Source organism: Pseudomonas chlororaphis subsp. chlororaphis, assembly GCF_003945765.1.
Classification (GTDB): Bacteria; Pseudomonadota; Gammaproteobacteria; order Pseudomonadales; family Pseudomonadaceae; genus Aquipseudomonas; species Aquipseudomonas chlororaphis.
In genome coordinates this window covers 4,101,539-4,128,459 of the sequence record NZ_CP027712.1, presented here as the reverse complement: position 1 = coordinate 4,128,459, position 26,921 = coordinate 4,101,539, and the positions used below count along the sequence as shown (strand labels likewise).

At 63.9% G+C, this 26,921-nt stretch carries 24 protein-coding genes; 13 read left to right on the top strand and 11 right to left on the bottom strand.

What is annotated here, in order from left to right; translation table 11 throughout:
• The first annotated feature begins 331 nt into the window (after nucleotides 1-331).
• From C4K27_RS18680 to C4K27_RS18670, 3 genes are all read left to right on the top strand, one after another.
• Nucleotides 332-976: a hydrolase gene (locus C4K27_RS18680; RefSeq protein WP_053261680.1), complete on the top strand. Its 645-nt coding sequence runs from the start codon at nucleotides 332-334 to the stop codon at nucleotides 974-976.
• A 109-nt stretch (nucleotides 977-1,085) separates the two neighbouring features.
• Nucleotides 1,086-2,693, top strand: a complete 1,608-nt coding sequence (locus C4K27_RS18675; RefSeq protein WP_053261679.1) for an MFS transporter — start codon at nucleotides 1,086-1,088, stop codon at nucleotides 2,691-2,693.
• Between the two features lie 567 nt (nucleotides 2,694-3,260).
• A complete protein-coding gene (locus C4K27_RS18670; RefSeq protein ID WP_125738063.1) occupies nucleotides 3,261-3,392 on the top strand; it encodes a YHYH domain-containing protein in 132 nt (43 codons plus the stop codon).
• A 129-nt stretch (nucleotides 3,393-3,521) separates the two neighbouring features.
• On the opposite strand, the gene C4K27_RS18665 is transcribed toward C4K27_RS18670, so the two are convergent.
• Both C4K27_RS18665 and C4K27_RS18660 read right to left on the bottom strand, forming a co-directional pair.
• On the bottom strand, nucleotides 3,522-4,724 hold the full coding sequence (locus C4K27_RS18665; RefSeq protein WP_053261678.1) for a YbfB/YjiJ family MFS transporter: 1,203 nt from the start codon (nucleotides 4,722-4,724) through the stop codon (nucleotides 3,522-3,524).
• A 201-nt stretch (nucleotides 4,725-4,925) separates the two neighbouring features.
• Complete coding sequence (locus tag C4K27_RS18660) at nucleotides 4,926-5,648, bottom strand: pirin family protein (RefSeq protein WP_053261677.1); 723 nt, start codon at nucleotides 5,646-5,648, stop codon at nucleotides 4,926-4,928.
• 222 nt (nucleotides 5,649-5,870) lie between these two features.
• On the opposite strand from C4K27_RS18660, the gene C4K27_RS18655 reads away from it, so the two are divergent.
• Both C4K27_RS18655 and C4K27_RS18650 read left to right on the top strand, forming a co-directional pair.
• Nucleotides 5,871-6,821 carry a GlxA family transcriptional regulator gene (locus C4K27_RS18655; protein ID WP_053261676.1) on the top strand — a complete coding sequence of 317 codons (951 nt, stop codon included), beginning with the start codon at nucleotides 5,871-5,873 and terminating at the stop codon, nucleotides 6,819-6,821.
• A 152-nt stretch (nucleotides 6,822-6,973) separates the two neighbouring features.
• Nucleotides 6,974-8,470, top strand: a complete 1,497-nt coding sequence (locus C4K27_RS18650) for an ATP-binding protein (protein ID WP_053262081.1) — start codon at nucleotides 6,974-6,976, stop codon at nucleotides 8,468-8,470.
• Here the strand turns inward: C4K27_RS18650 and C4K27_RS18645 are convergent.
• Nucleotides 8,417-11,233 (bottom strand): ATP-binding protein, encoded by a 2,817-nt coding sequence (locus tag C4K27_RS18645; protein ID WP_053261675.1) that lies wholly within the window; start codon nucleotides 11,231-11,233, stop codon nucleotides 8,417-8,419. The two genes, C4K27_RS18650 and C4K27_RS18645, sit on opposite strands and share 54 nt — an antisense overlap.
• 388 nt (nucleotides 11,234-11,621) lie before the next feature.
• Here C4K27_RS18645 and C4K27_RS18640 point away from each other — a divergent pair, with 388 nt between their 5' ends.
• A complete protein-coding gene (locus tag C4K27_RS18640) occupies nucleotides 11,622-12,197 on the top strand; it encodes a flavodoxin family protein (protein ID WP_053261674.1) in 576 nt (191 codons plus the stop codon).
• Nucleotides 12,198-12,227: 30 nt separating this feature from the next.
• On the opposite strand, the gene C4K27_RS18635 is transcribed toward C4K27_RS18640, so the two are convergent.
• A complete protein-coding gene (locus C4K27_RS18635; protein ID WP_053261673.1) occupies nucleotides 12,228-12,659 on the bottom strand; it encodes a helix-turn-helix domain-containing protein in 432 nt (143 codons plus the stop codon).
• Between the two features lie 277 nt (nucleotides 12,660-12,936).
• Here C4K27_RS18635 and C4K27_RS18630 point away from each other — a divergent pair, with 277 nt between their 5' ends.
• From C4K27_RS18630 to ycaC, 6 genes are all read left to right on the top strand, one after another.
• Nucleotides 12,937-13,926: an MBL fold metallo-hydrolase gene (locus tag C4K27_RS18630; RefSeq protein ID WP_053261672.1), complete on the top strand. Its 990-nt coding sequence runs from the start codon at nucleotides 12,937-12,939 to the stop codon at nucleotides 13,924-13,926.
• A 36-nt stretch (nucleotides 13,927-13,962) separates the two neighbouring features.
• Nucleotides 13,963-14,886 carry a LysR family transcriptional regulator gene (locus tag C4K27_RS18625; protein ID WP_053261671.1) on the top strand — a complete coding sequence of 308 codons (924 nt, stop codon included), beginning with the start codon at nucleotides 13,963-13,965 and terminating at the stop codon, nucleotides 14,884-14,886.
• Nucleotides 14,887-15,012: 126 nt separating this feature from the next.
• The gene (locus tag C4K27_RS18620) at nucleotides 15,013-15,429 is read left to right on the top strand and encodes a DoxX family protein (protein WP_053261670.1); all 417 of its coding nucleotides are present in this window, start codon (nucleotides 15,013-15,015) and stop codon (nucleotides 15,427-15,429) included.
• The gene (locus C4K27_RS18615) at nucleotides 15,422-16,051 is read left to right on the top strand and encodes an antibiotic biosynthesis monooxygenase (RefSeq protein ID WP_053261669.1); all 630 of its coding nucleotides are present in this window, start codon (nucleotides 15,422-15,424) and stop codon (nucleotides 16,049-16,051) included. The genes C4K27_RS18620 and C4K27_RS18615 overlap by 8 nt, the downstream gene beginning before the upstream one ends.
• Nucleotides 16,052-16,169: 118 nt before the next feature.
• Nucleotides 16,170-18,008, top strand: coding sequence for an amidohydrolase (locus tag C4K27_RS18610; protein WP_053262080.1), 1,839 nt, complete (start codon nucleotides 16,170-16,172; stop codon nucleotides 18,006-18,008).
• 68 nt (nucleotides 18,009-18,076) lie between these two features.
• Nucleotides 18,077-18,703, top strand: a complete 627-nt coding sequence (gene ycaC / locus C4K27_RS18605) for an isochorismate family cysteine hydrolase YcaC (RefSeq protein WP_007924341.1) — start codon at nucleotides 18,077-18,079, stop codon at nucleotides 18,701-18,703.
• Here the strand turns inward: ycaC and C4K27_RS31265 are convergent.
• Complete coding sequence (locus C4K27_RS31265; protein WP_162235133.1) at nucleotides 18,690-19,112, bottom strand: hypothetical protein; 423 nt, start codon at nucleotides 19,110-19,112, stop codon at nucleotides 18,690-18,692. The genes ycaC and C4K27_RS31265 overlap by 14 nt on opposite strands.
• On the opposite strand from C4K27_RS31265, the gene C4K27_RS18600 reads away from it, so the two are divergent.
• Complete coding sequence (locus C4K27_RS18600) at nucleotides 19,072-19,977, top strand: LysR family transcriptional regulator (protein ID WP_053261668.1); 906 nt, start codon at nucleotides 19,072-19,074, stop codon at nucleotides 19,975-19,977. The two genes, C4K27_RS31265 and C4K27_RS18600, sit on opposite strands and share 41 nt — an antisense overlap.
• An 80-nt stretch (nucleotides 19,978-20,057) precedes the next feature.
• Here the strand turns inward: C4K27_RS18600 and C4K27_RS18595 are convergent, their stop codons facing one another.
• The 6 genes from C4K27_RS18595 to C4K27_RS18570 all read right to left on the bottom strand — a co-directional run bounded on the left by C4K27_RS18595 (nucleotide 20,058) and on the right by C4K27_RS18570 (nucleotide 26,916).
• On the bottom strand, nucleotides 20,058-21,299 hold the full coding sequence (locus C4K27_RS18595) for a TIGR02270 family protein (protein ID WP_394325649.1): 1,242 nt from the start codon (nucleotides 21,297-21,299) through the stop codon (nucleotides 20,058-20,060).
• 157 nt (nucleotides 21,300-21,456) lie between these two features.
• Nucleotides 21,457-22,308, bottom strand: a complete 852-nt coding sequence (locus C4K27_RS18590; RefSeq protein ID WP_125738059.1) for a hypothetical protein — start codon at nucleotides 22,306-22,308, stop codon at nucleotides 21,457-21,459.
• Between the two features lie 70 nt (nucleotides 22,309-22,378).
• The gene (locus tag C4K27_RS31340; protein WP_081002309.1) at nucleotides 22,379-23,461 is read right to left on the bottom strand and encodes a DUF4150 domain-containing protein; all 1,083 of its coding nucleotides are present in this window, start codon (nucleotides 23,459-23,461) and stop codon (nucleotides 22,379-22,381) included.
• A complete protein-coding gene (locus C4K27_RS18580) occupies nucleotides 23,451-24,545 on the bottom strand; it encodes a beta-ketoacyl synthase N-terminal-like domain-containing protein (RefSeq protein WP_053261665.1) in 1,095 nt (364 codons plus the stop codon). The genes C4K27_RS31340 and C4K27_RS18580 overlap by 11 nt, the downstream gene beginning before the upstream one ends.
• Nucleotides 24,546-24,547: 2 nt before the next feature.
• Nucleotides 24,548-25,693, bottom strand: a complete 1,146-nt coding sequence (locus C4K27_RS18575) for a DUF2169 family type VI secretion system accessory protein (protein ID WP_053261664.1) — start codon at nucleotides 25,691-25,693, stop codon at nucleotides 24,548-24,550.
• 329 nt (nucleotides 25,694-26,022) lie between these two features.
• A complete protein-coding gene (locus C4K27_RS18570; protein WP_053261663.1) occupies nucleotides 26,023-26,916 on the bottom strand; it encodes a beta propeller repeat protein in 894 nt (297 codons plus the stop codon).
• Nucleotides 26,917-26,921 lie beyond the last annotated feature (5 nt).

Sequence of the window (26,921 nt, the reverse complement as noted above, 5' to 3'; positions counted from 1 at the left end):
TCTGCCTGCGTCCGCTCGGCGTGGCCATCGGATCGAGGCGAAGCATGGTTGCGTATTGCACCGCGCGGGGATTGTACGGCTGTGCTGTATTCGACCGTTTGCGCGAGCAGGCAGGCGACAGGTGCCGTTCGTAGTGGGCGCTGCGGCAGTTTTTGAATTGTCACTTTTTTAGAATCAATGATTCTCGGTTTTAGGGAATTGTTCCTTTTTATATCAACCCCTAAATTAGCCACCAAGCCGGCCGCACAGCCTCCCACAGCGGAACCCGCGCCGAGCTCCCGAATTGTGCCACTCAACGTTTGAACCTACTCGACAGCAAAAGGAACGCGCCATGTCTATCCGTGAACTGCTCAACCCAACCAATTCCGCCCTGATCCTGATCGACCACCAGCCGCAGATGTCCTTCGGCGTGCAGTCGATCGACCGCCAGACCCTGAAGAACAACACCGTGGGCCTGGCCAAGGCGGCGAAGATCTTCAACGTGCCGACCATTTTTACTTCGGTGGAAACCGAGAGCTTCAGCGGCTACATCTGGCCGGAGCTGCTCAGCGTGTTCCCGGATCACCAGCCGATCGAGCGCACCTCGATGAACTCCTGGGAAGACAAGAAACTGGTGGACGCGGTGAAGGCTACCGGGCGCAAGAAACTGATCATGGCCGCGCTGTGGACCGAGGTCTGCCTGAACTTCCCGGCCCTGGAAGCCCTGGCCGAAGGCTACGAGGTGTACATCGTCACCGACGCTTCCGGCGGCACCAGCCAGGAAGCCCACGACATGTCGGTACAACGCATGATCCAGGCCGGCGCGGTGCCGGTGACCTGGCAGCAGGTACTGCTCGAGTTCCAACGCGACTGGGCGCACAAGGACACCTACGACGCGGTGATGGACCTGGTTCGCGAGCACAGCGGCGCCTACGGCATGGGCGTGGATTACGCCTACACCATGGTGCACAAGGCGCCGCAGCGTCAGGTCAAGTAAACCTGTCGCCAACGACCGCTGGCCGACGCAACCCGCTTGCGCCGGCCAGCGGCCGTTGGCGATAAAAAACGCCCGGACTGCAAACCGTTCCCACGACTCAAGGACCGTCATGAAACAGACCCTCGATTCCTCCCGTAGCGCGGCCTCCCTGTCGCCCTGGAGCCCGCTCAAGCATGGCCTGTTTCGCGGGCTGTGGCTGGCCAGCATCGCCTCAAACATCGGCACCTGGATGCACGAGGTGGGCGCCGGTTGGCTGATGACCTCGCTGTCGGCCAGCCCGATGACGGTGGCGCTGGTGCAGGTGGCCGCTGCGGCACCGATGTTTTTCCTCGCGCTGCCGGCGGGGGCGCTGGCCGATATCGTCGACAAGCGCCGCTACCTGTTGCTGGTGCAGGGCTGGATGGCCAGCGTCGCCATGCTGCTGGCGTTCCTGACCCTCAGCGGCCTGATGACGGTGCCCTTGTTGCTGCTGTTGACCCTGGCCATGGGCATCGGCACGGCCCTGATGATGCCGGCCTGGTCGGCCCTGACCCCGGAACTGGTGCCCGCCGGCGAGTTGCCCGCGGCCATCGCCTTGAGCAGCGTCGGGACCAACGTGGCGCGCGCCGTCGGCCCGGCCATCGCCGGGGTCCTGGTGAGCCTGGCCGGTCCCTGGGCGACCTTCGCGGTGAATGCGCTGTCGTTCTTTGCGGTGATCGCCGTGCTCGCCTGCTGGCGGCGCGAGCCGAAGGTCGCGGTGTTGCCGGCGGAGCGGCTGTTCAGTGCGATCCGCGTGGGCTGGCGCTACGCTCGCAGTTCCCACCCTCTGCAACGGGTGCTGATTCGTACCCTGGGGTTCTTCTTCGGCGCCAGCGCCGGCATGTCCTTGCTGCCGTTGATCGTACGCGGCGAGTTGCAGGGCAGCGCGACCCAGTTCGGCGTGTTGCTCGGCAGCGTCGGCCTTGGCGCGGTGCTGGGGGCGATGCTGTTGCCAAAGCTGCGCCAGCGCCTGGCGGTGGATCGCCTGGTGGCGCTGGCCAGCGTGACTTACGCCCTGGTGTTGTTCGCCCTGGCCTGGCTGCGCGACTTCTATCTGTTGATCCCGGTGATGCTGATCAGCGGCGGCGCCTGGATCGCCGTGCTCTCGAGTTTCCAGGTGGCGGCCCAGACCTCGGTGCCGGCCTGGGTGCGGGCGCGAGCCCTGGCGGTGTATATCCTGATGTTCTTCGGCAGCATGGCCCTGGGCGGGTTGCTCTGGGGCTGGGTGGCCAGCCTGTTGTCCATGAGCGTTGCCCTGAGCGCGGCGGCAGCGGTGCTGCTGGCCGGGGTCGGGCTGACCTGGCGGGTCGGCTTGCCCCAGCGCAGCGCCGAAGACCTGGCGCCGTCGTTGCATTGGCCGCAACCGCTGCTCGGCGCCGACCAGGACCTGGAGCGCGGGCCGGTGATGATCAGCCTGGAATACGACATTGCCCCCGAACACGCCCAGGCCTTCCAGCAGGCGATGAACCCGGTGCGGCGCATGCGCCAGCGCAACGGTTCGTTTTCCTGGTGCCTGCTGCAGGACAGCGAAAACCCGCGGCTGTGGTGCGAGATGTTCTTCGACGAATCCTGGGTCGGCCACCTGCGCCACCACGAGCGAGTGACCCGCGCCGAGCTGAAGATCGAGGCCGCCGCCCGCCGCTTCCAGAGCGACGGGGTGAAGATCCGGATCCGTCATTTGCTCAAGGGGCAGGGCTGAAGGTCTGCCTCGCTAGCCTGCTTCTCAGGGTGGCGGATCGTCAAAATTCTCGGCACGCAGCGCCCCGACCAAGTCGGGGCGCACGCCGTTTGAACGCCCCACATGGGCCACTCGGCGACAACGACTCAAGAGCGGTCCGCGAGCACTCTCCCAGCCTGGCTTCAGGCGACTTTCAACAGCCAGAACGGCTTTCCTGTAGCCGCTGCCGCAGGCTGCGATCGATCTGGGCGGCATTCCGACGCAGCGGGCGTCAAGTCTTCGGACCGCTAACGGTCTTGCGCCTTATGCATTCCCTGCAGGCGCGAGTTTGCTCGCGAAAAAGCTCACGACGTGAACGATTTTCTCGTTGATCCACGACGGTATGGCGCCTGCTTCGCCTTGGGCGGTAACACCGGATCAGGCATCCCAGCCCACAGGCAGTGGCAGCTCAATAAAACGGCGCGCAGCCTTTCGTCGAATAGTGCGAAACGGCTCAGACAGTTGCTTGTTCGGTAAAGGCAATTGGCCATACTTGTGGGGCGTGAGAGGTCTCACGTCTATAACAACACGAGCATGGAGCAAGCCCTGATGAAACTGTCCGCTATTCTGATCGCCGCTGTACTCTCGATGACTTCCGTCGCTGTCTTCGCCCATAGCGGTGGCACGGATGCAAAAGGTTGTCATCGCAACCACAAGACCAACGATTACCACTGCCACTGAAAGCCAAAGCCCAGCGTCAGGCTGGGCTTCGTTACGCGCTGGGTTAGCGAGGTCTGTCGGTCGAACCCGCATGCTCAATGATGGTCTTTGATAAGGCTCGTCCACCGTCGCAGCGGTGGGCGAGGGGGCCTAGCGCAGCCGGCGGGCGGCGAGATCCAGCGCGATGGCCAGCAGCAACGCCAGGCCGGCAATCACGAACAACTGCTGATGATGCCCGCCGCTGGCGTTGAAGATCAGCGAGTAGGCGCCCCCCGCCAACGCCTGGAAGCTGGCGAAGGCCACGGTCGCGCGGCTCCAGGCGACCTGCTGGGCATGGGCGTGCCTCTTCAGCTCGTGGACCCGGGCCAGGGCCAGGGGCACGATGCCGGGTGGGAACGAGCCGATCAGTACCGCAAGCCCGCACAGCAGCCACGCCTGGCTGGTGATGCTCAACGCGCCCACCGCCAGCGCCTGCACGATCAGCACCCAGCGGATGCTGCGGCGGGCCCCCAGGTGATCGGCGAGCAGGCCGTAGACCATCGGGCCAAAGATCGCGCCGATGCCGTACATCACCCACACCAGCGCCGCCACATGGGTGCCGGCATCGAGACCGCGGGCCACGTAGTCCACCAGGAACACCATGGCCGGCACCAGCCCGGTGGCCATCAAGGCGTACTGGGCGAACAGCAGGCGCAGGCCACGGCCGGACGCCGGGTCCTCATGGCTGGCCGGCTCGCTGGCCTTCACCGCGACAGCGGGCTCGGGCTGGCTCTGCGGCCAGCAGAACCAACTGGCGGCGGTCAGCACCGCGGCCACCAGCCCCAGGCCGAGCCAGGTGTCGCGCAGGCCCCATTCCAGCAGGGCCGGCACCAGGGTGCCGGAGCCGGCGATGCCCAGGCCGATGCCGAGGAAGATCGCGCCGCTGGCCGCGCCTCTGCGCGCCGCCGGTACGTGGGGCAGCACCGTGGACGCCACCAGCACCATGATGGCACCGCCGGCGATCCCCGAGAGCAGGCGCCAGACGAAGAACCAGCTGAAGGACAGGGCCCAGGCACAGGCGAAGAACGACAGGGTGGCGACCACCAGCATCAGTCGCAGCACCAGCGGATTGGTCAGGCGCTTGCCCAGGGGATGGCCGATCAGTGCACCGATCAGGTAACCGGCGAGGTTGGCGGCACCGAGGTAGACCACGTCGGCCTGCACGAACCAATGGGCCTGGATCAGTTGCGGGATCAGCGGGGTATAGGCAAAGCGCGCCAGCCCGATGCTGACCAGGCTGGCGCACAGGCCGGCGAAAATATGCAGCCAGACTTCGTTGCGCATGGGGAGTGTCGCGGTGGTAGGCGCTGACATGGGGGCGTCCTCGATGAGTGAGCGATGGAGAGGGATAAGCTGGGGAGGATTCTGGAAGGCGCCGCCCGGGTGGCGGAAATCACCGGTATCGATAGTGGGCATGCCCCACCGATATCGTCCCGGGCGCTGGCCGGGCCCTGGCTGTCGAGGTGCTTGCCTGCCAGTCAGGCCCGGGGACGCAAGCCCCCGGGCCGGTGCCGGTCAAGGCATTTCCGGCAGTTCCTGCGCCCGCAGATCGAACACCAGCACTTCGGCATCCACGCCCTTGCTCAAAGTCAGCGCCTGTTCCTCGCGGACCCGCACGCCATCGCCTTCCTGCAAGAGCAGGCCGTTGAGGTCGACCGAGCCGCGGGCCACATGCACGTAGGCGTAGCGGTTGGCGTCGAGCTTGAGGGTGGCGCTTTCCTGGCCGTCGATCAGCCCGGCATAGGCCCGCGCATCCTGGCGCACCTGCAGCGAACCGTCGGCCCCTTCGGGGGAGATGATCAGTTGCAGGCGGCCGCGTTTTTGCTGCGGGCGGAAATGCTCTTGCTGGTAACGCGGCTTGGCGCCGCTGACGTTCGGTACGATCCAGATCTGCAGGAAGTGCACCGGCTGGGTGGCCGAGTGGTTGTACTCGCTGTGCGCCACGCCGCTGCCCGCGCTCATCAGTTGCACGTCGCCAGGACGGATCACCGAACCGGTGCCCAGGGTGTCCTTGTGTTCCAGGGCGCCTTCGAGCACATAGGAGAAAATCTCCATGTCCCGGTGCGGGTGTTGGCCGAAGCCTTTGCCGGCGGCGACCCGGTCGTCGTTGATCACCAGCAGGTCGGAAAAACCCTGTTCCCGCGGGTTGCGATAGTTGGCGAAGGAAAAGGTGTGGAACGACTTCAACCAACCGTGGTTGGCGGCGCCGCGATCAGAGGCTTTGCGAAGGGTCAGCATGAGGGAATCTCCTGTCGGAACGGGAATTCGTCCGGTTGAGGAGAAGGCTAATGTTTACCCTGCGGAGCAATAAGTAGATGGAAGCTGAAATACTGTCCGTTTCAGGTTGACAATTTTGTGCGATGAATCACGTATTCTTGTCCGCTGAGCGAGCGCCGTCCGGGCATAATGTCCAGGGTCGGCGTTATGCTTCCAACCCTTTGATATCAGTGATATTTACCCATGAAAACCGTGGCAATGGTGTTGTTTCCAGACTTTCTCCTGCTCGACATGGCCGGGCCCATGGAGGTGTTTTCCATCGCCAACCGTTATCTGGAGCCGAAGGATCATTACCAGCTCTCGACAATCGGCACCGAGCACGGCGCGTTGCGCGCTTCCAACGGCGTCAAGGTGCAGGCCGATCTGCATATCGACCAGGCGCGCGGCAGCTATGACCTGCTGCTGGTGCCCGGCGGGCCGGGGGCCTACAACGAAAAGCACCGACCCTTGCTCGACTGGCTGGCGGCGGCCGTGCGCCGCTCGGCGGTCTATGGCTCGATCTGCACCGGGGCCTTTATCCTCGGGCATGCCGGTTTGCTCGACGGGTATCGGGTGACGACCCACTGGCACTACACGGAACGCCTGATCCGGGCCTTCCCCGAGGCGACGGTGGAGACCGACCAGATCTTTGTCGAGGATCGCAACCTGATCACCTCGGGCGGGGTCACCGCCGGCATCGACCTGGCGCTGGCGGTGGTCGCCCGGGACCACGGCAAGAAAGTCGCCCAGGATGTGGCCAAGGTGTTGCTGGTGGTGATGAAGCGCCAGGGCGGGCAGGCGCAGTTCAGCCCGTTGATGGCCACGGTGGCGCCGCAGGAGACGCCGGTGACCCGGGTGCAGAACCATGTGCTCGAACACCTGGAAGAAGCCTTCAGCATCGAGCGCATGGCCAGCCTGGCGAACATGAGTTCGCGGCATTTCGCCCGGGTGTTTGCCCGGGAAGTGAACATGACGCCCATGGAGTTCCTGCAAAGCGCACGGATCGACCGGGCGCGGAACCTGCTGGAGAGCAGCGACCTGCCGCTCAAGACCGTGGCCTACAAAAGCGGCTTCGGCAGTGTGCGGCACATGCGCTTCCTGTTCAGCGAAAAGCTCGGCCTGACCCCCACCCAGTACCGCGAACAGTTCAGCTAGCGCCGGCTTGTCCGTCTGGCGCACCGCGATGGCCGTGACGCTCCCTCCAGGGCGGTTGTACCGTCATCGGTGCCTGCCAAGATACCGGGGAGTTCCTGGATATGGAGGTGCGGGAGCCTGGCGCCGGCCAGGTTTCCAGCATGTGGATGGGCATGAACAGCATCAGAGATTTGCACGGCGACGGGCTGCTGCGGTTCGGCCCCTACGCCTTCCACCTGCGGCAGCGGCTGGTCCTCGACGGCGACCGGCCGTTGCGCATGGGCGGGCGTGCCCTGGACATCCTGCGGGTGCTGGTCGAGCGCGCCGGCCAGGTGGTGGGCAAGGACGAATTGATCGCTCGTGTCTGGCCGAACTCGGTGGTCGAGGACATCAACCTGCGCGTGCACATCGCCGCCCTGCGCCGCGCCCTCGGCGACGGCCAGGACGGGCAAGGCTACATCGTCAACATTCCGCAGCGCGGTTATTGCTTCACCGCCCCGGTGCGGCGTGAGGCGCAGGGGGAGCCGGTCGCGCTGGCGAGCCTGCACAAGCCCCAGCACAACCTGCCGGCACGGCTGACCCCGGTCATCGGTCGCGACCCGGTGGTCGGCAGCCTGGTCCGGCAGTTGCCGGTGCGCCGGTTCATGACCCTGGTCGGTCCGGCGGGGATCGGCAAGACCACGGTCGCGCTGCAGGTCGCCGAGTTGCTGTTGCAGCACTACCGCGACGGCGTGTGGTTCATCGACCTGGCGAGCATCGACAACCCGGCGCAATTGGTCGAGCACCTCAGGCACAGCCTCGAGCTGGACGCCGGCCTGGAGGCGCTGGCAACCCGGCATGCCTTGCTGGTGCTGGACAATTGCGAGCATCTGCTCGAACGCTGCCGGGCCGTGGTCGAGCAGTTACTGGCCTCGGCGCCACGGCTGTCGATCCTGGCCACCAGCCGCGAACCGCTGCGCGCCTCGGGGGAAACCGTGCATGGCCTGGCGGCCCTGTCGGTGCCGCCGGCCTCGTCGTTGCACAGCGTGGCGGAAGTCATGAGCCATTCGGCGGTGCAGCTGTTGGTCAGCCGTGCCCGGGCCCGCCAGCAAGGCTTTGCCTTGCGGGAGCAGGACCTGGCAGCGGTGCGCGAGATCTGTCGGCGGCTCGATGGCTTGCCATTGGCCATTGAGCTGGCGGCGGCGCAGATCGATGCGCTGGCGCTGGTGGGGCTGCAAGCGCAGCTGGACAACTGCTTTCAACTGCTGACCCAGGGCCGGCGCACCGCCGTGGCCCGGCATAGGACGCTCGAGTCCGCCCTGGACTGGAGCTATCAGCGGCTGAGCCCGCTGGAGCAAAGCCTGTTGCAGCGCCTGGCGGTGTTCGACATGGCCTTCACCGTGCAGGCCGCCACCGACGTCATCAGCTGTGCGGTGCTGCGGCCCGAGTGCGTGGCCGAGGTGATGGCGCAACTGGCGCGCAAATCGCTGCTGGTGGTGGAGCCCGGCCAGGGCACGACGCATTACCGCTTTCTCAACACTACCCGCGCCTACGCGCTGCAGAAGCTGGAACACAGCGGGCAGCTGCGGGTGTTCGAAAGGCGGCATGCCCACGCCATCGGCAAGGCCCGCTGGCTGTCAGTCAGGCACCTGTCGTTGCAGCTCATCGAGCAGTTCCCGGACGCGGGTTAGGTCCGGCGTGGCAAAACCTTCGGTGAAGCGGGCGTAGAGCGGTTCGAGCAGCTCATGGGCGCGCCGGGCCTGGCCCTGGCGCTGCCAGAGCCGGGCCAGCGAGGTGGCGCTGCGCAATTCCCAGGTCAGCGCGCCCTGGGCCCTGGCCACAGCCAACGCCTGGTGCAGCACCGCTTCGGCGGCGTCAGGCGCATTGTCGGTCAGCAGCGCCTCGGCCCGGGTGCGCAGGATCTCCGCCGTGCTCCAGCCTGCGGTGCCGCTTTCGGCCCGTTGCAGCAAGGCGTTGTCGATGAAAGCGCCGTCCAGGGTCACCATGATTTCGCCGATCAGCCCGGTGCCGGATTGTGGCGGCGAGAACTCCGGGGCGCCTTCGATGACCTGCGCATAGTGCCGGCCCCAGGTGTAGAACAGCAGCACCGAATGCTTCTGCGCCTGCTCCAGCAGCAGGCGCAGGAGTTCGCGGGCGGTCGCGGTGTCGCCGTTGTAGTGGGCGATCAGGCAGCCGGCCAGGGCCAGGGTGTAGCAGATGGAGGTGCCGTGGTTGATCTGCAGGGCAATGTCCAGGGCCTGGCGCGCGGTGCGCCAGGCCTGTTCCGGATGGCCTTGCAGCCAGAGGATCCGCGCCAGGATCGTCAGGGCGGCGACGCTCTGGTCGTACTGCACGCCAAAGCCGCGGGTGAAACGGCTCAGATTGCCGCTCTGGGCCATCAGCTGGATGACTTGCTCGGCCTGGTCCCGGGCCCGTGGTTGGTCGCCGGCGAAGTGCAGGGCCAGCACCTGCAGGCGCTGGGTGCTGAGGGACATCGCGGTCGAGCCGGCGCCGCGCCGCGCCAGGTGGTCGAACTGCCGGCTTTGCTCCAGGGCCAGTCGGTAGTGACCGCAACTGAGGTTGACCGCCATGTGCCCGGACACCGCCTTGAGCTGGGCGGCCACATCGTCGGTGCTTTCGGCCAGGGCCCTGGCCGCGACGAAGGCCTCGATGGCCTCGGTGCTGCTGCCCTGGGTGTGGTAGCAGGCGCTGCCGAGGGCCAGCTTGAGGGCCTGGGTCAGGCGCGGGCAGGTCTCGCCCGCCGCGTGAAGCAGGGCCAGGGCCTGGCGCACATAGCCACCGTGCTCCTTGAGCAGCGACAGTTCCTGCCACAGCGGTGCGGAGGCCGCGGCCAGGTGGATCGCCAGCTGTTGCGGACCCTGGGCATTCAAGCCCCAGTCGAGCGCCACCCGGATGTCTTCCAGGCTGCGGGCGTGCCGCTCGACCCACAGCGTCGAGGGCGTCTGCTCCCAGTCGTCCCGGGCCTGATGCATCAAGGCCAGGCAACGTTCGGCGTGGCGCCTGCGGGTAGCCGGCAGTTCGGCGGCCTGCTCGAGCTTTTCCAGGGCATAGCTGCGGGTGGTGTCCAGCAGGCGATAGAACACTTCCTCGTCGCCGACCTCCACGTTCAGCAGGGACTTGGCCACCAACTGGGTGATCGCGGTAAAAACCACGCGGGCTTCGATGTGCGTGTCGACGATCACCGCCGCGGCCGATGGCAGGGTGAAGCCGCCCCTGAACACGCCCAGTCGGCGCAGGCAGGTCTGCTCGCAGGCGCTGAGCAGTTCGAAGCTCCAGTCCAGGGTGGCGCGCAGGGTCTGATGACGGCCCGGGGTGACCTGGCAGCCCTGGGTCAGCAGGCGAAAACTGCCGTGCAACTGGCTGAGCAAGCCCGCGAGCCCCAGGTTGCCGACCTGGGCGGCGGCCAGTTCGATGGCCAGGGGAATGCCGTCCAGGCGCCGGCAGATCTCGATCGCCAGGGGCAGTTCGTCCTGGCTCAGTTCGAAGCTGTCGTGGCTGGCCATCGCCCGCTCGACGAACAATTGCAGGGCCGAGAAGGTCAGGGCTTGGGCGCGGTCCAGCACCGCGATGGGCGGTGGGCAATCCAGGGATTCCAGGCGTTGCACGCATTCGCCCTCGGCGCGCAGGCTCTCGCGGCTGGTGGCCAGGACATGCACCTGTGGCGCCGCGCGCAGGATGCTTTCGCAGAGCGGCGCGATGGCATCGAGCAGGTGCTCGCAGTTGTCGATCACCAGCAGCATCTGCCGCTCGCGCAGGAAGTTCGCCAGGCTGGCCAGCGGTTCGTCGTCGTGCAGCGCCAGGTCGAGCAGGGTCGCCAGGTGGCTGGTGATCATCCGCGGGTCGTTGAGCGGGGCCAGGTCCAGCAGGCGGATGCCGTCCCGGTACTGGCCGATCAGTTGTTCGGCGACCCGCAGGGCCACGGTGGTCTTGCCGATGCCGCCGGGGCCGACCAGGGTGATGAAGCGCTGGCGCGCCAGTTGCGTCAGCACATTGTCCACCAGGGCCTGGCGCCCGATCAGGCGGGTGCGGCGCACCGGCAGGTTATGCCCGCCCGGCTCGGCCGAAGGGTCCTTGGGGCCTTGCTCGAAGCGCTCGGGGGCGAACGGCTCCAGGGAAAAGGGCGCGACGAAGCTGTAGCCGCGCTGGGCCACGGTGACGATGTAGCGCTGGCCGGCCTGGCCGTCGCCCAGGGCCTTGCGCAGCGCCGCCATGTGCACCCGCAGGTTGGTGTCTTCGACCACGCTCCTGGGCCAGACCCGGGCGATCAGTTGCTGCTTGCTGACCACTTCGCCGGCGTGTTCCAGCAGGATCAGCAGGATGTCCATGGAGCGGCGGCCCAGGCGCAAGGGCCGCTCGGCTTCCAGGATCAGGCGTTGCCCGGGGTAGATCCGGTAGGGGCCAAAATGCACAGCCTGTTCGGGGGGTAGGGTCAACGGCTCACTCCTGCTGCTGTTATCTGTTTCTCGTCCTCCCCGTGGCACCTGTGCGGGGAGGCGGAGAAGGGCGCGGCCTTCTATCGCGCGGTTTGCAAGCATGTTCCTCAGGTTTGCTGGACAACGCAACGCGACGCGGACGGGTGTGCCTTGGGTGCACTAACCGCAGCAATCTTCTTGCCAGCGATGGGCCCCGTATTTATTGGCCACGGTGTTGGCGACGGGCGGGCAGGGGCAGTGGTTGGGCCCTTGAAAATTAACAACGTTTAACTCGCCCTGGGTCCGCCCTACGCCCAAAACTCCAGACCTTCACGGTCGCCAACCGCAGGGCCGGTCGGGCGTGCCGCGCGCGGGAGAAAAGGGATGAACACCTCTGGAGGATGCCGGAATGAGCAAGGTGGTGGTGGTCTATCACAGTGGCTATGGCCATACCCGGGTCATGGCCGAAGCCGTGGCCCAGGGGGTGGAGAGTCACCTGGGCAGCGCCTGCCGGCTGATTCCGGTGGAGGAGGTGCACGAGCAGTGGGAGTGCCTGCACCAGGCCGACGCGATCATCTTCGGCGCGCCGACCTACATGGGCAGCGCCTCGGCGCCGTTCAAGGGGTTCATGGAGGCCACCGCGGCGTTCTACCTGGCCCAGCCCTGGCGCGACAAGCTCGCCGCCGGCTTCACCAATTCCGGTTGCCTGTGTGGCGACAAGCTCAACACCTTATTGCAGATGGCGGTCTTCGCGGCCCAGCACTCGATGATCTGGGTCGGCCTCGACCTGCTGCCGGCGCGCTCCAGTCGCGGGGTGTTCGATGGCCAGTTGAATCGCCTCGGCAGTTCCCTGGGCGCCATGGCCCAGTCGAATGTCGAACAGTCCCCCGAACACGCGCCGCCCCTGGAAGACCGCCGCACCGCCGCGCACCTGGGCGAGCGGGTGGCGCGCCTGGCCGAGCGCCTGGGCCATTCATCGATTTGAGTCACTCAAGCCACGGCCAACCCATGGTCCTCAGCCATGGCTGGCCGCCTGGTCGAGGCAGGGGCGGACGCGTGCTACCCCGCAACGCCAGGCAAGCGGATTGATGCCTTCGCTGTGGGTGAAGATGTGGCAGAAATGCGCCTGGTCGCAGAAGCCGCATTCCAGGCTGATCTGCGTCAGGGTCAGGTCGGTGTTGCGGATCAGTTGCTTGGCCCGGGCGATGCGCTGGCAGCGAATCCATTCCTGGGGGGACAGGCCGGTGCTGCACTTGAAGGCGCGGGAGAAATGGCTGCGGGACAGGGCGCAGGCACGGGCGAGTTCGGTGACTTCCAGGGTGTCGCTCAGGCCGTCGAGGATCATTTGCTTGACCAGGCTTTCGCGCCAGGGAGACAGGCCGCCAGGGGTGGTTTTTCGGGGTTGCGGGACGGACGCCCTGACGGCGTTGTGCTGAGCGTGGGCCATGACGAAATTCCGTGTCGGTGGGCATGCGCCGGCGCACCGCGGGGTGAGCCGGGCGCTTCCCGATTTAGAAAACAGGTCTGCGCAGAGGGCCTCATTCTTGGCGGCGGCGCGGGGGCTTGCGAGTTAAACGTTGTTAATTCCGCTTAGCCGCAGGTTGCGTATTCGCGGCAACTGAGCACATGGCTGCAATTTTCGCGGGGTGCCGGCGGGGCATGATCGACCTTGCGCGGCTGGCGTGGCAGTGGCCGTTTTTCTGATTCGATCAAAAGGTGAAGGCATGACGCATTCTCTGGTTTGCACGCTGCGTGGGGCAGCCCTGGCATTGGCCCTGACATCGCTTGGCGCCCAGGCGCAGGCGCCGGTGCAGGCGACCCAGGTACCCGGTTACTACCGCCTGGCGGTAGGCGATTACGAAGTGACGGCGCTGTTCGATGGCTACAACGACCTGTCGCCGAAGCTGCTCCAGGGCATGACCCAGGGCCAGATCCGCGCCTTGCTGGCCCGCCACTCGATCGAGACCCCGGGGGTACAGACCGCCTTCAACGCCTTCCTGGTCAATACCGGCAAGCAACTGATCCTGGTGGACACCGGCGCCGGCCAGTGCATTGGCGCCACGGCCGGCATGCTCACGGCGAACATGCAGGCCGCCGGTTATCGCCCGGAGCAGGTCGACACCATCCTGCTCACCCACCTGCACCTGGACCATGTGTGCGGGCTGGTGGACGCCAAGCGGCAACCGCTGTTCACCAATGCCACGGTCTACGCCGCCCAGGCCGAAGCCGATTACTGGCTCGATCCGCAGGCGCTGGCCAAGGCGCCCGCCGGTGCCCGGGAATTCTTCAAGATCGCCCAGGACTCCACCGCCCCGTACCGCGCCGCCGGGCGCTTAAAGACCTTCGCCAGCGGCCAGTCGCCGGTGCCGGGCGTCGAGGCCCGGCTGGAGGCCGGGCACACCCCGGGCAGCACCACCTACCGCTTTACCTCCCAGGGCCAGAGCATCCTGTTCATGGGCGACCTGGTGCATAACCTGGCGGTGCAGTTCGAGCACCCGCAAGTATCGATCCGTTTCGACGTCGACAACCAGCAGGCGATCAAGGCCCGGGCCAAGGTCTTCAGCGAGGCGGCCAACAGCAAGACCTGGGTGACCGCGGCGCACCTGCCGTTCCCGGGCGTGGGCCATATCGCCGCGGTGGACGGGCACTTCCAGTGGGTGCCGGCCGAGTACGGGCCTTACCAGCGGGCGGCCAGGGTGCCGATGATCGAGTGATGAGCGCCTGGCTGAACACACAAAGGGACCGTACCGATGAACCGTAACGATCTGCGCCGCATCGACATGAACCTGCTGGTGATTTTCGAGGCCCTGATGTTCGAAAAGAACCTGACCCGGGTCGCCGAAAAGCTGTTCATGGGCCAGCCCGCGGTGAGCGCCGCGCTGGGCCGCCTGCGCGACCTGTTCGACGATCCGCTGCTGTTGCGCAACGGTCGCGGCATGGAGCCGACGGCCCGGGCGCTGGTGATCCTCAAGGAGCTGCAACCGGCGATGGATGCGATCTCGGGCGCGGTCAGCCGGGCCAAGGAATTCGACCCGGCGACCAGCTGCGACCTGTTTCGCATCGGCCTCTCGGACGATGCCGAGTTCGGTCTGTTTCCGCCGCTGTTGAGCCGGTTGCGCGAGGAGGCCCCGGGCATAGTCGTGGTGGTGCGCCGGGCCAACTACCTGTTGATGCCGGCCTTGCTGGCCTCCGGGGAGATCTCGGTCGGGGTCAGCTACACCACCGAATTGCCGGCCAATGCCAAGCGCAAGAAGCTGCGGGACATCGGTTGCAAGGTGCTGCGCGGCGACAACCGGCCCGAACCCTTGACCCTCGATGAATACTGCCGGCGGCCCCACGCCATGGTGTCGTTCTCCGGCGACCTGAGCGGCAATATCGACCTCGACCTGGCCAAGGTCGGGCGCAGCCGCCGGGTGGTGTTGGGGGTGCCGCAGTTCAGCGGTCTGCGGGCCTTGCTCGCCGGCACCGAGATGATCGCCACCGTGCCCGACTACGCGGCCTGTGCCCTGGTCGAAGGCTGCGCCTTGCGCGCCGAGGACCCGCCGTTCGCCATCGAGGCGGCGCAGCTGTCCATGGCCTGGAGCGGGGTGCATGACAACGATCCGGCCGAGCGCTGGTTGCGCTCGCGGATCGCCCAGTTCATGTCCGAGCCCTTGAGGATCCACGGCGCCTAGGCGCGGGCGGTCGCTCCGGCCCCTGCGGCAAGAGAGCACATACATTCAATTTTTCCGGACCGCGCAACGGCACCATGCAATCTCGGCGGCGATGCCGGGGATCTTTCAAATTGTGCGAGTGCGCCAATGAACGCTTCACCATGGAATGAACGAGCCCGGGATCTCGGGCTGTTGTTTTTGCGGGTCAGCGCCGGGCTGTTTCTGCTGTGGGTGCACGGCCTGCCGAAACTGCTCGACTACAGCGCGGAACTGCAACGCATCGAAGACCCGTTCCGGCTGGGCGCCAACCTGACGCTGATGCTGGCGATTTTCGCCGAGGTGCTGTGCCCGTTGCTGATTGTCGCCGGGGTGGCGGTGCGCCTGGCGTGCCTGCCGATCCTCGCGGTGCTGCTGGTGGCACTGCTGGTGGTGCACCCGCAATGGAGCCTGGCCGAAGGCCAGTTCGCCTGGCTGCTGTTGATCCTGTTCAGCAGCATTTTTATCGCTGGCCCGGGACGGCTGGCCCTCAATGACCGTTTCGCCGGAGCCTTGCGTTATGTCTGATTCCAATCGCCTCGAAGCCACTGCGCGACCAGACTCCGATGAGGTCGTGACGCTGATCGTCAAGCACCGGGTCAAGGCTGGTCTCGAAGCCCCCTATGAAGCCTGGTTGCGGCGCATTGTCGGGGTGGCCGGGCAGTACGAGGGGCATCTGGGCGTTGACGTGATTCGCGGCAAGAGCGGCGGCCTCGACCTGTTCACCTGCGTGCTGCGCTTTTGCTCCACCGAGGCGATGCAGCGCTGGCTCGACTCGCCGCAACGCCGGACGCTGGTGGACGAAGCCGAGCCGATGCTGGCCGACGGCGACCAGACCGAAGTCCACCCGGTCCATGAATTCTGGTTTTCCACCCAGACCGACGCCGCTTCGCCACCGCCACGCTGGAAGCAGGCGCTGTTGACTATGCTGGTAATTCTGCCGCACACCCTGCTGGTGCCGCTGATCTGGGGGCCTGTGCTGCAACTGAATGCCTGGCTTGGCAATTACGTGGTCGCCACTTTCCTGATCACCCTGACCATCGTGCTGTCGGTGGTCTATCTGTTCATGCCCCTGGCGACCCGGCTGTTCGCCCCCTGGTTGCAAGCCTCTGCCACCGATCGACACCTGGAGCCCGGCCATGGCCAATAACGATGACCCGACCGATCCGCTGCGCCGCCACTTGCTCGCAGCCGGGTCCTTGCTCAGCGCCGCGGCGGCTTTCTGGCCGCGGCTGTCCCTTGCCTCTTCCCATTCAGAAGGACATCCGATGAACGCCGATCTGATTCTGTTCAATGGTCAATTCCACACCGTCGACCGCGAGAAGCCCCGCGCCAGCGCGGTCGCCATCAGTCAGGGGCGCTTCGTCGCCGTGGGCACCGATGCCGAGGCCATGGCCCTGCGCGGCAGCGCCACCCAGGTCATCGACCTCAAGGGCCGCACGGTGATCCCCGGCCTCAACGACTCGCACCTGCACCTGATCCGCGGCGGCCTGAACTACAACCTGGAACTGCGCTGGGAAGGCGTGCCGTCGCTGGCCGACGCCCTGCGCATGCTCAAGGACCAGGCCGACCGCACGCCAACCCCGCAGTGGGTGCGGGTGGTGGGCGGCTGGAACGAGTTCCAGTTCGCCGAAAAACGCATGCCGACCCTGGAAGAACTCAACCAGGCGGCGCCGGACACCCCGGTGTTCGTCCTGCACCTGTACGACCGCGCCTTGCTCAACCGCGCGGCCCTGCGGGTCGCCGGCTACACCCGCAACACGCCGAACCCGCCGGGCGGCGAGATCGTCCGCGACAGCAACGGCGAGCCCACCGGCATGCTGGTGGCGCGGCCAAACGCGATGATTCTCTATTCGACCCTGGCCAAGGGGCCGAAGCTGCCGTTGGAATACCAGGTCAACTCGACCCGCCAGTTCATGCGCGAACTCAATCGCCTCGGCCTGACCAGCGCCATCGATGCCGGCGGCGGTTTCCAGAACTACCCGGACGACTACGCGGTGATCGAGCAACTGGCCCGGGAGCAGCAGTTGACGGTGCGCATCGCCTACAACCTGTTCACCCAGAAGCCCAAGGAAGAACTCACCGATTTCAAGAACTGGACCGGCAGCGTCAAGCTGCACCAGGGCGACGACTTCCTGCGCCACAACGGCGCCGGGGAAATGCTGGTGTTCTCCGCCGCCGACTTCGAGGACTTCCTCGAACCGCGTCCGGACCTGCCGCAGACCATGGAGCAGGAACTGGAGCCGGTGGTGCGCCATCTGGTGGAACAGCGTTGGCCGTTCCGCCTGCACGCCACCTACGACGAGTCGATCTCGCGCATGCTCGACGTGTTCGAGAAGGTCAACCGCGACATTCCGTTCAATGGCCTGCCGTGGTTCTTCGACCACGCCGAAACCATCACGCCGAAAAACATTGAGCGGGTTCGTGCCCTCGGCGGCGGCATCGCGATCCAGGATCGCATGGCGTTCCAGGGCGAATACTTCGTCGATCGCTACGGCGCCAAGGCCGCCGAACAGACCCCGCCGATCAAACGCATGCTGGCCGAAGGCGTGCCGGTGGGCGCCGGCACCGATGCCACCCGGGTCTCCAGCTACAACCCCTGGACGTCCCTGTACTGGATGGTCAGCGGCAAGACCGTGGGCGGCATGGAGCTGCATGCCGAAGGCCTGCCGCGGCAGACCGCGCTGGAACTGTTCACCCATGGCAGCGCCTGGTTCTCCTCGGAGCAGGGCAAGAAGGGCCAGATCAAGGTCGGCCAACTGGCGGACCTGGCGGCGCTGTCCGCGGACTTCTTCAGCGTCGAGGAAGAGGCCATCAAGTGGATCGAGTCGGTGCTGACCGTGGTCGACGGCAAGGTGGTGTACGCCGCCGGCGACTTCTCCAAGCTCTCGCCACCGATGGTGCCGGTGCTGCCGGACTGGTCGCCGGTGGTCAAGGTGCCGGGGCACTGGCGTCCGACCTCGCCGCTGGTGGCCCAGGTGCACCAGTGCAGCGGCCCGTGCGCGGTGCATGCCCACAGCCACGAGCGGGCGCGCCTGTCGAATGTGCCGGTCAGTGACTTCCAGGGTTTCTGGGGCGCCTTCGGCTGCTCGTGCTTTGCCTTCTGACGATCAACAACAGTGCCGGCCGCAGTGGCCGGCGCCCATAGCGACATCCATCCACCTAGGAGTTTCACATGAGCAACGTACCCTACAAACGTCTGGACATTAATGACGCCGTTGTCCTGCTGGTCGACCACCAGACCGGCCTGATCTCGCTGGTCCAGGATTTCTCGCCGAACGAGTTCAAGAACAACGTGCTGGCCCTGGCCGACTGCGCCAAGTTCTTCAAGCTGCCGACCATCCTCACCACCAGCTTCGAATCCGGCCCGAACGGCCCGCTGGTGCCCGAGCTGAAACAGATGTTCCCGGACGCGCCCTACATCGCTCGCCCAGGCCAGATCAATGCCTGGGACAACGAAGACTTCGTCAAGGCGATCAAGGCCACCGGCCGCAAGCAACTGATCATCGCCGGCGTGGTGACCGACGTTTGCGTGGCGTTCCCGACCCTGTGCGCACTGGAAGAAGGTTTTGACGTGTTCGTCGTGACCGACGCCTCCGGCACCTTCAACGAGGTGGTACAGCAGGCTGCCTGGGCCCGCATGGCCGCCGCCGGCGCACAGCTGGTCAACTGGTTCTCCGTGGCGTGCGAGTTGCAGCGCGACTGGCGCAACGACATGGAAGGCCTGGCCAACCTGCTGTCGCAGCGTATCCCGAACTATCGCAACCTGATGAACAGCTACTCGGCGTTCACTGCCAAATAAGCCTCGTGTTATCGCTGAGCTGAAAAAATGCCCGCCATTGTGCGGGCATTTTTTTGCCTCGCGGACAGCGCGATCCCTGTAGCCGCTGCCGCAGGCTGCGATCGGCGGCGCAGCCGTCGTAAAACCAGGCGATGTGGTTTTCCAGGCAGATCGCGGACTCAGGTTTTGCGGCAACTGCGTTGCCGTTCGCAGCCTCGCAAGCTCGGCAGCGGCTACACAGGCATCGCGGTCCCTGTAGCCGCTGCCGCAGGCTGCGATCGACGGCGCAGCCGTCGTAAAACCAGGCGATGTGGTTTTCCAGGTGGAATGAGGTGCCGGAACGCGAAAAAGCCGCTATAAAGCGTTCAGCTGTCAACCAGAGAGTGACAATGAACCCCTTCGAAGACATGCGTATTTTTTGCCAGGTCATGGACGCCGGCAGCTTCACCGCGGCGGCGGATCAACTGGGCCTGTCCAAGCAGTTCGTCAGCCGGCGCCTGATGCAGTTGGAAGAACGCCTGGGTGTGCGCCTGCTCAATCGCTCGACCCGACGCCTGGACGTGACGCCCCTGGGCCAGAGCTACTACGAGTCGGCCCTGCGCCTGCTCAGCGAAGTCGAACAGGTGGAGCAGGGCATCGCCGGCCAGACCGTCGACCCCCGGGGCACCATTCGCCTGAGCGCGCCGCTGTCGTTCGCCATGGCCCATCTGGGGGAGCTGTTGCCGCTGTTCCTGCGGCGCTATCGCGATGTCGCGGTCGAGGTCGATCTCAGCGACCGCCCGGTGGACCTGCTCGGCGAGGGCTACGACCTGGCCTTGCGCATCGGCGTGCTGGAAGACTCGACGCTGATCGCCCGGCGCATCGCCTTGATCCAGCGGGTGTATTGCGCCAGCCCGGCGTACCTGGCCGAGCGCGGCACCCCGCTCAGGCCCGAGGAACTGCAGGGCCACGACTGCCTGCCTTACGGCCACGGCCGCCAGGTGCAGTGGCGTTTCGAAGGGCAGGGCAACAAGCCCTTGCTGGTCAACGTCACCGGCAGGATGCGGGTCAACAACGGCGAGTTGCTCAAGGACGCGGCCATCGCCGGCATGGGCATCACTTACCTGCCGACCTTCATCGTCGAGGCGGCGCTGAAGGACGGGCGACTGGTGTCGCTGCTGGACGGCTTCGAGCCCGAGCCCCTGGCCTTGTCGGCGGTCTACCCGCAGCACCGCCAGGGTTCGCGGCCGGTGCAGGTATTTATCGAGTTCCTGCGCGAACAGTTGAATCGCGGCGTGGCGTCGGTCGCGCGATAAGGCGTGGGGAGAGTGCGCTGGCGTTGGCGGGGGCGGGGGCTGTCCGGTGTAGCCCGGTGCCATCCGGGGCGGTTGCCTGTTCAGCGCCCGAACGCCGCCGGCTCTCCCAACAATGCCTTTTGCCGCCAGGCGGGTGCGCTGGTGGGGAACAGCACTTCGGTCGGCCGCAAGCGAGCGATGCCGCAGGCCGCGGCGATACGCTGGCGTTGCTGCCCTTGGATAAGCGCTTGCCAATAACTGCTTTCGTTCTGTCGCAGCCCCAGCACATAACCCACGCCCGCCTGGAAATCGCCTGCATGGGCTTGCCACCAGGCTGCGATCAGCTTCGGGTCGGGCCAGGGCAGGTTCTCATCGGGGTCCATGGCGACATTGGCATCCTCAGGGTCGTCGTTCGGGCCGGCATCGAAATCCGGCAGGTCCTGCAATTCCAGATCGAGCAGCGCCAGGTCGGCGCCAGTCATCAGGCTGAAGGCCTCGCCAGCGACGCGGGCATAAGGCAGGTCGCTCATCTGCTGGATCAGCCAGGGCACACTGACCGGATCGCCCAGCAGCCCGACGGCCTGGATGCCGATGCGCCGCTGCCCGGGGTTCTGCATCAACTGGCGGATCCAGGCGATGCTGTGCTCGCGCTTTTGCCAGGCCAGCCATACGCAGAGCGCGCGGTACTGGAACTCGCCCGGTTGCTCGGCGAACTGGCGCAGCGGCTCCAGCGCTTCTTCATCGCCCATCTGCGCGGTGGCCCAGTTGGCCCAGAAGCGGGTGGCTGCATCCTGATGCTGGCGGTGGGCACGAATAGCCGACATCAGGTCACGACGGCGCAACTCGCCGGCAGTACGCGCGGCCCGCGCCAGCACGCCGGGGTCGGCATGGGAAAGCCCGGCCAGCAGGGCGGAGCCGGGATCGCGGCGGTGCATGCCGCAGGCGGCCAGGCCCAGGCGGCGGAACAGAGGCTCGGGGGAGGCGAGCATGCGCTCGATCCAGGGCGATACCCGCTCCCAGTCGAGCCAACCCAAGGCCGCGGCCATAAAGCGCTCGCTGCCTTCGCGGGTGCGCACCTGTTCGGCCAAAGTGGCCATGGCAGCGATATTGCCGGTTTCGAATGCCGGCACCGTGGCGGCAAATACCTCGCCCTGTGCGTGGGGGCTGAGTTGCTGCAGCACGGCGTCTAGTCCGGGTAGGCCGGCGATGCGCAGACCGTCCAGATGGGCTTCGATGCGCTCGTCGAGCTTACCCACGTCATCCAGGTCGTAATGCGGCGCACGCATCGCCTGGTCACGCAGAAGGGCGAGGAAACCGGCTTCTTCGGCGTGTTGGTCAATCATGTTCATTATCAGGGGCATCATAAGAGTCCCGCAGGGAATGGCCGCAAAAAGCACTACCTAACTATTTGAATCCTAACAGCAGTCATCGCCAGCATTCTTATCCTGAGCATAGAGCAACGTGAACAAGGTGGCCGTGGCAATGGGGCTACTTGGTAAACTATTCAGGAATGTTGTGCCCGTAAAAGTATCGCTGCCCCTCCTGGTACTTCATGTTTTCGGGGTTATCAATAAAATCTTCAATCAATGCGGCAGCATTAAGGGGTTGAAAACTTTCATGCTTGTAAAATGAACTGCAATTGTAAGCAGTGCTTGCCTCCAGGTGATGTCTCATTCGCAATATATTTGTCTCATTTACCGGGGAGGTCGCAAGCTCAGTGCGCATGCGCCTGGCTAGATTGCCGACCGAAAACAATGACCCATATAACACTGGGATATTATCTGACTGGAATGCTTCTTTTAATTCACGGTATTTGCTCATGACAATATCCTGATATGTTTCGTCCGGCACCAATGAGCAGGCGATATCGCCAAACTCAGGCTCTAGGAGGTGAGAAAGATAAACTCGCAGAATATTGGTCTCCCTTCTGTCTGTAGAGAGCAAGTAGGCTTTCAGCATGATAGGGACAGTGCAGAGCAGCATGGACTGACGAAACGCAATACAAAGCTCTATTTGACGAATTGGGCGATTAGTATCAAATATCTCTACGGAAAATTCCTTGGTGAAGTTTTCGATGACGCTTATAGAGCCTGCATCCCCTATTAACTCAGCGCAACATTCTCTAAGAATACCATCATCAGTTGATTGAATGATATTATGTAATACTGAAATCGAACTGAACTGCCCAAGTTTTAAATGCTCTAGGACGGCAGAAAACACAACCCAAGGATTATCATTGCAGAGTGCAGAATCAGAGAGAAGGTCTATGTCTGGGGGGGTGGAGAACTCATATCCAAACTTATCCCAATGCAATGTTCCATTGCTCATGAATTTTGGTTTTTTATATCGCATTTTTTATACCTCGAATCATAAATCTTAACATGTGCATGGAGGTGCCGAGTTAACGACAAAGATTGCAGGGTCATGAGTTCTTTGGTTTAAATGTTTCATCCCATCTATTGGCAGCATCAGTCTGAGCAAAACTCAGCTGCTCATCTGCATCCCGGCACTCGCTGCTTAATTTGCTGTCGGGTACAAGATTGTTATCGCCGGTTGGGCAACCTCCAGCCGCCTTCGGTACCCGATGATTTATCTTGTTTTCTTTAACTTTTCCTCTGTGTTCAACTGTTTCAGGTAAATCATTTTTTTCTTTATATTCCTTTCTGTATGAGTTCCACGCGTCATCTATTTCGGATGTTCTTTTTGAACGCATGGTCTTGTGCTTGTCAGTATCTTCGGTCGTCTGTGGGAAGATATAATATGTATTGCATGGATGTTCAGGTAGGCTTTTGCATTCAAGTTCTCGGGCCAAACTAACTGCGGCTTTCCGCTGTTCTAACTTAGGCTCTCGCTCTATTAGTTTTTTCAAGTTCCGAGCTGTTTTTCTTTGCTCATTTTTATTTTGAGGGTGAGGGTCATCCATAGTATTAAATTCACTCTCAATGTCTTGGCCCTCATTAAGCCCGTACCACACGTCCTCTGAGACTTCGACCCCCCCTTGCTGACCAGCGTGGAACTCACCACAGCATTTGCATTCTCCCTGAAACGGTGTGGTATCAGGAGGGGCTGCAAACGCAATGTTTATTGTTGGAGTACTGGCATTCGCTATCGGACTGGCATGATTAGACGTCGTGATGTCTGTATGCCGATCGACGTTCTTCCCTTCGAACAGCACGTCCATGGACCAGGAGACAAAATAGGTCTTGCCGGTGATGACGTGGGTGATAACCCCTGCGCCCTGGCTTTTCGTCGCCGCCTCGTCACCTAGAGGGGAGGTCTTGTAATAGGAGAGGTCCTTTAACATGACTTCCTTTCTCTTGATCTTCACCGTCTTGCTGCCCTTCTTCATGTCCTTGGAGAAGGATGTGTCGGGGTACGGCACCGGGATCGGGCCGGCTGGTGGGGCAGGGGGGGTGAGGCAAACGTCCGGAAAGGCGGCGATCACCTTGCCATCGCCGGCCTTGCAGGCGATCTCGTCCCCGTTGGCATAGACTTCACAGCCCATGGTTGGTCCCTCTGTCCTTTGGTGGACTGAAACGGCTCAGGGTTGATGCTCTCAGGATGGTAGCCGCTCGGTCGCCCGCGACCGAGCTGGTTAGGCCCATCGCCTTCGTCCCCGGAGCATAGCCCTTGCGAAATGCCTGATCGGCAAGCACCAGTTGTGCAATGCCGGCAGCGGCCCCGGAGTCGCCGATGGCCTCTGCCCAATGCCACAGCGGTTGCGCCTGTTTTCGGACAACCCGCATGAGCCGGCCCTCCATGAGAGGGAGTTCCTTGAACCCATACAACTCGCCGGCAATATCCGACAAGCGCAGATCGATCTCATGCAGGCCGAGTTTTGCCTCGGCGAGCGCAGAGCGTGCGGCGGCGGTGAGGCCAAGCCCGAGCAACGGTTCGCCTGAAAGGATCGATGCTTGCTCCTGGCCGAAGCCGATCCCGATGACCTCGGCGTGCCTATCGCCCCAGGGCTCTGTCTGGACCAGCACGGCGGCGGCGGCTTCGCCGGGAATCACGCCGTCCCGGTTGGCTGGTGTCTTCAACCGGTGATGCTCATCCAGCCACTGGAGCGTCGTCGCGTTGAGCAGAGAATCGACTCCGCAGACCAGGCACGCGGGGACCTGCTCCTGCTGAATCAACCGTCGTGCTTCATGCAGGGCCAAGAACCCCGCGGTGTGGCCCGTTGGAAACACCCGTGAACTGGAGGGATGGAAGTGAACGTCGAACGCGTCGTATAAGTGGTTCACGATTGATTGGACCAGGCCCGCGTTACGGCTCCCACCTCCGGGGCGTTCCGGTTCGGCCAGGCACAGGAGCAGCGGTATCTGGTCCCAGGGCATATCGGGTGGCCCGCGCAGCAGATCCGCCAGCGCCTGGCTCAGCAATTCAATCAAGCGAGAGGCGCGTGGCAGCGTCCAGTCCAGGCCGGGCACCATGGCGCCAACGATGGGTTCGCATGAGTTGTCGAGGTAGGGCAGGTTTTCCAAGGCCGAGAGACCGGCGCGTTTGGCCGCGCAGGCGCTGGCGGCATTCAGGCCGACAGGACAGGCCATACCGCTGCTCGTTATGAATATGTTGTTATTTCTTTGCATGATCAGTCATCGTCCAGGTCGTTCGGATGGCGCGTTGTTTTTGACCACTCGACGACTTCGGCCAGTGACTTGAACCGGCGCTTCCCGCGCATGCGTTCATCCCTGGCCCGATCAAGCGCCATTTGCCGGCTGCTTGTCCCGAGCTTGACTTGCGATATCTCATGGATGTTGCGTCGCAGCGGTATAGATGCCCGCCACACCAGGGTCAGCCGTCCTTCGTCCGGCTCCAGCAACACGGTATCGACGACGGCCGGAACCTCGGTGATCCGATCTTCCCGGGAGAGGAACAGGACAGGTAGACGAAGATCGGCCGGAAGCCTGAACGCTGTCCTGCCTTGACGGGTCAGGTTCATCAGCGCCACATCCTCGCCTCCGTGGGGATAGTCGATCTGCTGGTCCTCCGGGGCGCTTTGGAAGTAGCGGGTGTCAAAGTCTGCCGGTAGAAACGGGAATTGATGATCCTGCCACTTCTGATCGTAGGTACCCGCCCACCGTATGCGTTGTTGCCAAGCGCGACCGATCGGACCGAATGCCATGGGTCTATAGCCGCCTTGCGGCTTGGTTACAGGATTGTCCAGTTCCTCGGTGTTGGGTAGCGGCTTGCCATGCAGTTGTGCCGCATCAGCCTTGGGGTGAAAACCGACGCCAGCGTGGTTCAGTGGGTACCAGCGATGCTTGGCTGGGTCTTGATGTGTTCGGTCGACTCCCCCGTAGGCGTTGTTGTAGCTGATTGGCAACGTGGTGAACGGCTGAGGTGTGGCGGGCGAGGCTGATAGCAGTCCAGCCTCGTACGTGCGAGGCCCCACCACCTTGAATGCTTTGATGAGGGAGCCCGCCTTGATCGCGACGGTAACGGCGGTTGCCGGCTCCCCGTGCGGGGCATGGCAATTTCCATTAAGCAGTACGTCACAGCGAGGCTTGCCAGGTGCGAAGTCATTCTCGTACAGCGGCGCCGATGAACCGGGCTCGCCAGTGAAGATGTCCGTCATCACCAAGGGACGCTGATCTTCCAGCAGTTGCGGTTCCCGCTCTGGACGGTCGGGAATGGCATAGGTTCCCTTCGCCACGACCACGAGCCATTCGCGGCCGACCTTGTCGGTGGAGGTCGTATAGCCGGCTACCAGCCTAGTGGTGTTGAGCAGTTCCATGCGTGTGGTGCCTCGGTTGATCTGCAGCGAACCGCCGCTGACGCGGTTCGCCCCTCAGGAGCGGCTGGACAGGTGGGCATCCGGGGTGATCGCCTGGCCTGTGCTGGGCGCGCCGCTGGTCGCCGTCGGCGCGGGCTTCGCTGCTGGTTGTCCAGGGTCGAGAGTGGCTGGCGTTCATCGCGAGGCGCACGCCCGACAGGGGGGCGCATGGGCGGGAGGCAGGACGCGCGCTCCCTGACTCGTTCGAGCCCAGCGCAGGTGACGGGTAGGCCCATTCTGTGTCCGTCGCCGCCGCGCGGCTGCAGGAGATGCGCGTAGTCGACATGGATTCAGTAGGCGGGGTCATTGTAATCAACCGGCGTCCAGTTCTTGCCGTCCGAGGTAAACGCCAGATGCCGATTGCCGACCGACCAGAGAACGCCATCGCCTGCTGATAAAAAAGACGCCGACCCTATTCCGTCAGATCCAATAGCGGCTTGCTCGAGGCGTCCATCCGCTAGCTTGAAGACTGCTTTGGAGGAGGAAACGAACACATCGTCATTCAAGCTTTCCACTCCCCACAGGTCATCGCTGAAGTCGCCCAGATCGATGACTTCCCAGCGGTCTTCCCTTCCGGCAAGAACCACCCCGGCTTGCCCAACGATATAGGTCTTGCCATTGGGCGCGCAGTGAACACGCTGCAGGGCAACGGAGGTCGGACTGTCTATGGGCTGCCATTGCGCGCCGTTGAATAGCCATATTTCACCATCCAAGCCTACCGCATAGATTTCATTCGCCGAGTATCCATCAATGGAATTGAATCCCTTGATCCCCCCTCTGTTGAGAATTGGGGCGCTGAGCGGTAGCCAGTCACCGGAACTGCTACGCCGATAGACCTGTCGCTGCATACCCGCGACGTAATTGCTACCCGCGATAACCCGCATGTCACGCAGTGGGCCAGTTTCCCTTGGGCCAGTGATGGACTCATGGGTCTTGGCGCCACCCTGGAATACATGAATGTCGCCATCCAGGCCCATACAGAACAGTGTCATTGGGCTAGCGAAAGCAGTGATGGCGGTAGCCGTCCAATCGATCATGAAATGCGCAAACGCACCGTTTTTCCAACGGATAACCTTGGTATGGCCGATATCCTGATTATTCAAATCGGTTATCTGGGCGGTGATAAATACCAAGTCTTTCCTGATGACGGTGCACTCCGAAAATGTAACTGCCCTGTTATTCATATGAG

Excerpts from the sequence above, each read along its gene's own strand:
- C4K27_RS18680 (WP_053261680.1), top strand. The coding sequence starts at position 332 with ATGTCTATCCGTGAACTGCTCAACCCAACCAATTCCGCCCTGATCCTG.
- C4K27_RS18675 (WP_053261679.1), top strand. The coding sequence starts at position 1,086 with ATGAAACAGACCCTCGATTCCTCCCGTAGCGCGGCCTCCCTGTCGCCC.
- C4K27_RS18670 (WP_125738063.1), top strand. The coding sequence starts at position 3,261 with ATGAAACTGTCCGCTATTCTGATCGCCGCTGTACTCTCGATGACTTCC.
- C4K27_RS18665 (WP_053261678.1), bottom strand. The coding sequence starts at position 4,724 with ATGTCAGCGCCTACCACCGCGACACTCCCCATGCGCAACGAAGTCTGG.
- C4K27_RS18660 (WP_053261677.1), bottom strand. The coding sequence starts at position 5,648 with ATGCTGACCCTTCGCAAAGCCTCTGATCGCGGCGCCGCCAACCACGGT.
- C4K27_RS18655 (WP_053261676.1), top strand. The coding sequence starts at position 5,871 with ATGAAAACCGTGGCAATGGTGTTGTTTCCAGACTTTCTCCTGCTCGAC.
- C4K27_RS18650 (WP_053262081.1), top strand. The coding sequence starts at position 6,974 with ATGAACAGCATCAGAGATTTGCACGGCGACGGGCTGCTGCGGTTCGGC.
- C4K27_RS18640 (WP_053261674.1), top strand. The coding sequence starts at position 11,622 with ATGAGCAAGGTGGTGGTGGTCTATCACAGTGGCTATGGCCATACCCGG.
- C4K27_RS18635 (WP_053261673.1), bottom strand. The coding sequence starts at position 12,659 with ATGGCCCACGCTCAGCACAACGCCGTCAGGGCGTCCGTCCCGCAACCC.
- C4K27_RS18630 (WP_053261672.1), top strand. The coding sequence starts at position 12,937 with ATGACGCATTCTCTGGTTTGCACGCTGCGTGGGGCAGCCCTGGCATTG.
- C4K27_RS18625 (WP_053261671.1), top strand. The coding sequence starts at position 13,963 with ATGAACCGTAACGATCTGCGCCGCATCGACATGAACCTGCTGGTGATT.
- C4K27_RS18620 (WP_053261670.1), top strand. The coding sequence starts at position 15,013 with ATGAACGCTTCACCATGGAATGAACGAGCCCGGGATCTCGGGCTGTTG.
- C4K27_RS18615 (WP_053261669.1), top strand. The coding sequence starts at position 15,422 with ATGTCTGATTCCAATCGCCTCGAAGCCACTGCGCGACCAGACTCCGAT.
- C4K27_RS18610 (WP_053262080.1), top strand. The coding sequence starts at position 16,170 with ATGAACGCCGATCTGATTCTGTTCAATGGTCAATTCCACACCGTCGAC.
- ycaC (WP_007924341.1), top strand. The coding sequence starts at position 18,077 with ATGAGCAACGTACCCTACAAACGTCTGGACATTAATGACGCCGTTGTC.
- C4K27_RS18600 (WP_053261668.1), top strand. The coding sequence starts at position 19,072 with ATGAACCCCTTCGAAGACATGCGTATTTTTTGCCAGGTCATGGACGCC.
- C4K27_RS31265 (WP_162235133.1), bottom strand. The coding sequence starts at position 19,112 with ATGACCTGGCAAAAAATACGCATGTCTTCGAAGGGGTTCATTGTCACT.
- C4K27_RS18595 (WP_394325649.1), bottom strand. The coding sequence starts at position 21,299 with ATGATTGACCAACACGCCGAAGAAGCCGGTTTCCTCGCCCTTCTGCGT.
- C4K27_RS18590 (WP_125738059.1), bottom strand. The coding sequence starts at position 22,308 with ATGCGATATAAAAAACCAAAATTCATGAGCAATGGAACATTGCATTGG.
- C4K27_RS31340 (WP_081002309.1), bottom strand. The coding sequence starts at position 23,461 with ATGGGCTGTGAAGTCTATGCCAACGGGGACGAGATCGCCTGCAAGGCC.
- C4K27_RS18580 (WP_053261665.1), bottom strand. The coding sequence starts at position 24,545 with ATGCAAAGAAATAACAACATATTCATAACGAGCAGCGGTATGGCCTGT.
- C4K27_RS18575 (WP_053261664.1), bottom strand. The coding sequence starts at position 25,693 with ATGGAACTGCTCAACACCACTAGGCTGGTAGCCGGCTATACGACCTCC.
- C4K27_RS18570 (WP_053261663.1), bottom strand. The coding sequence starts at position 26,916 with ATGAATAACAGGGCAGTTACATTTTCGGAGTGCACCGTCATCAGGAAA.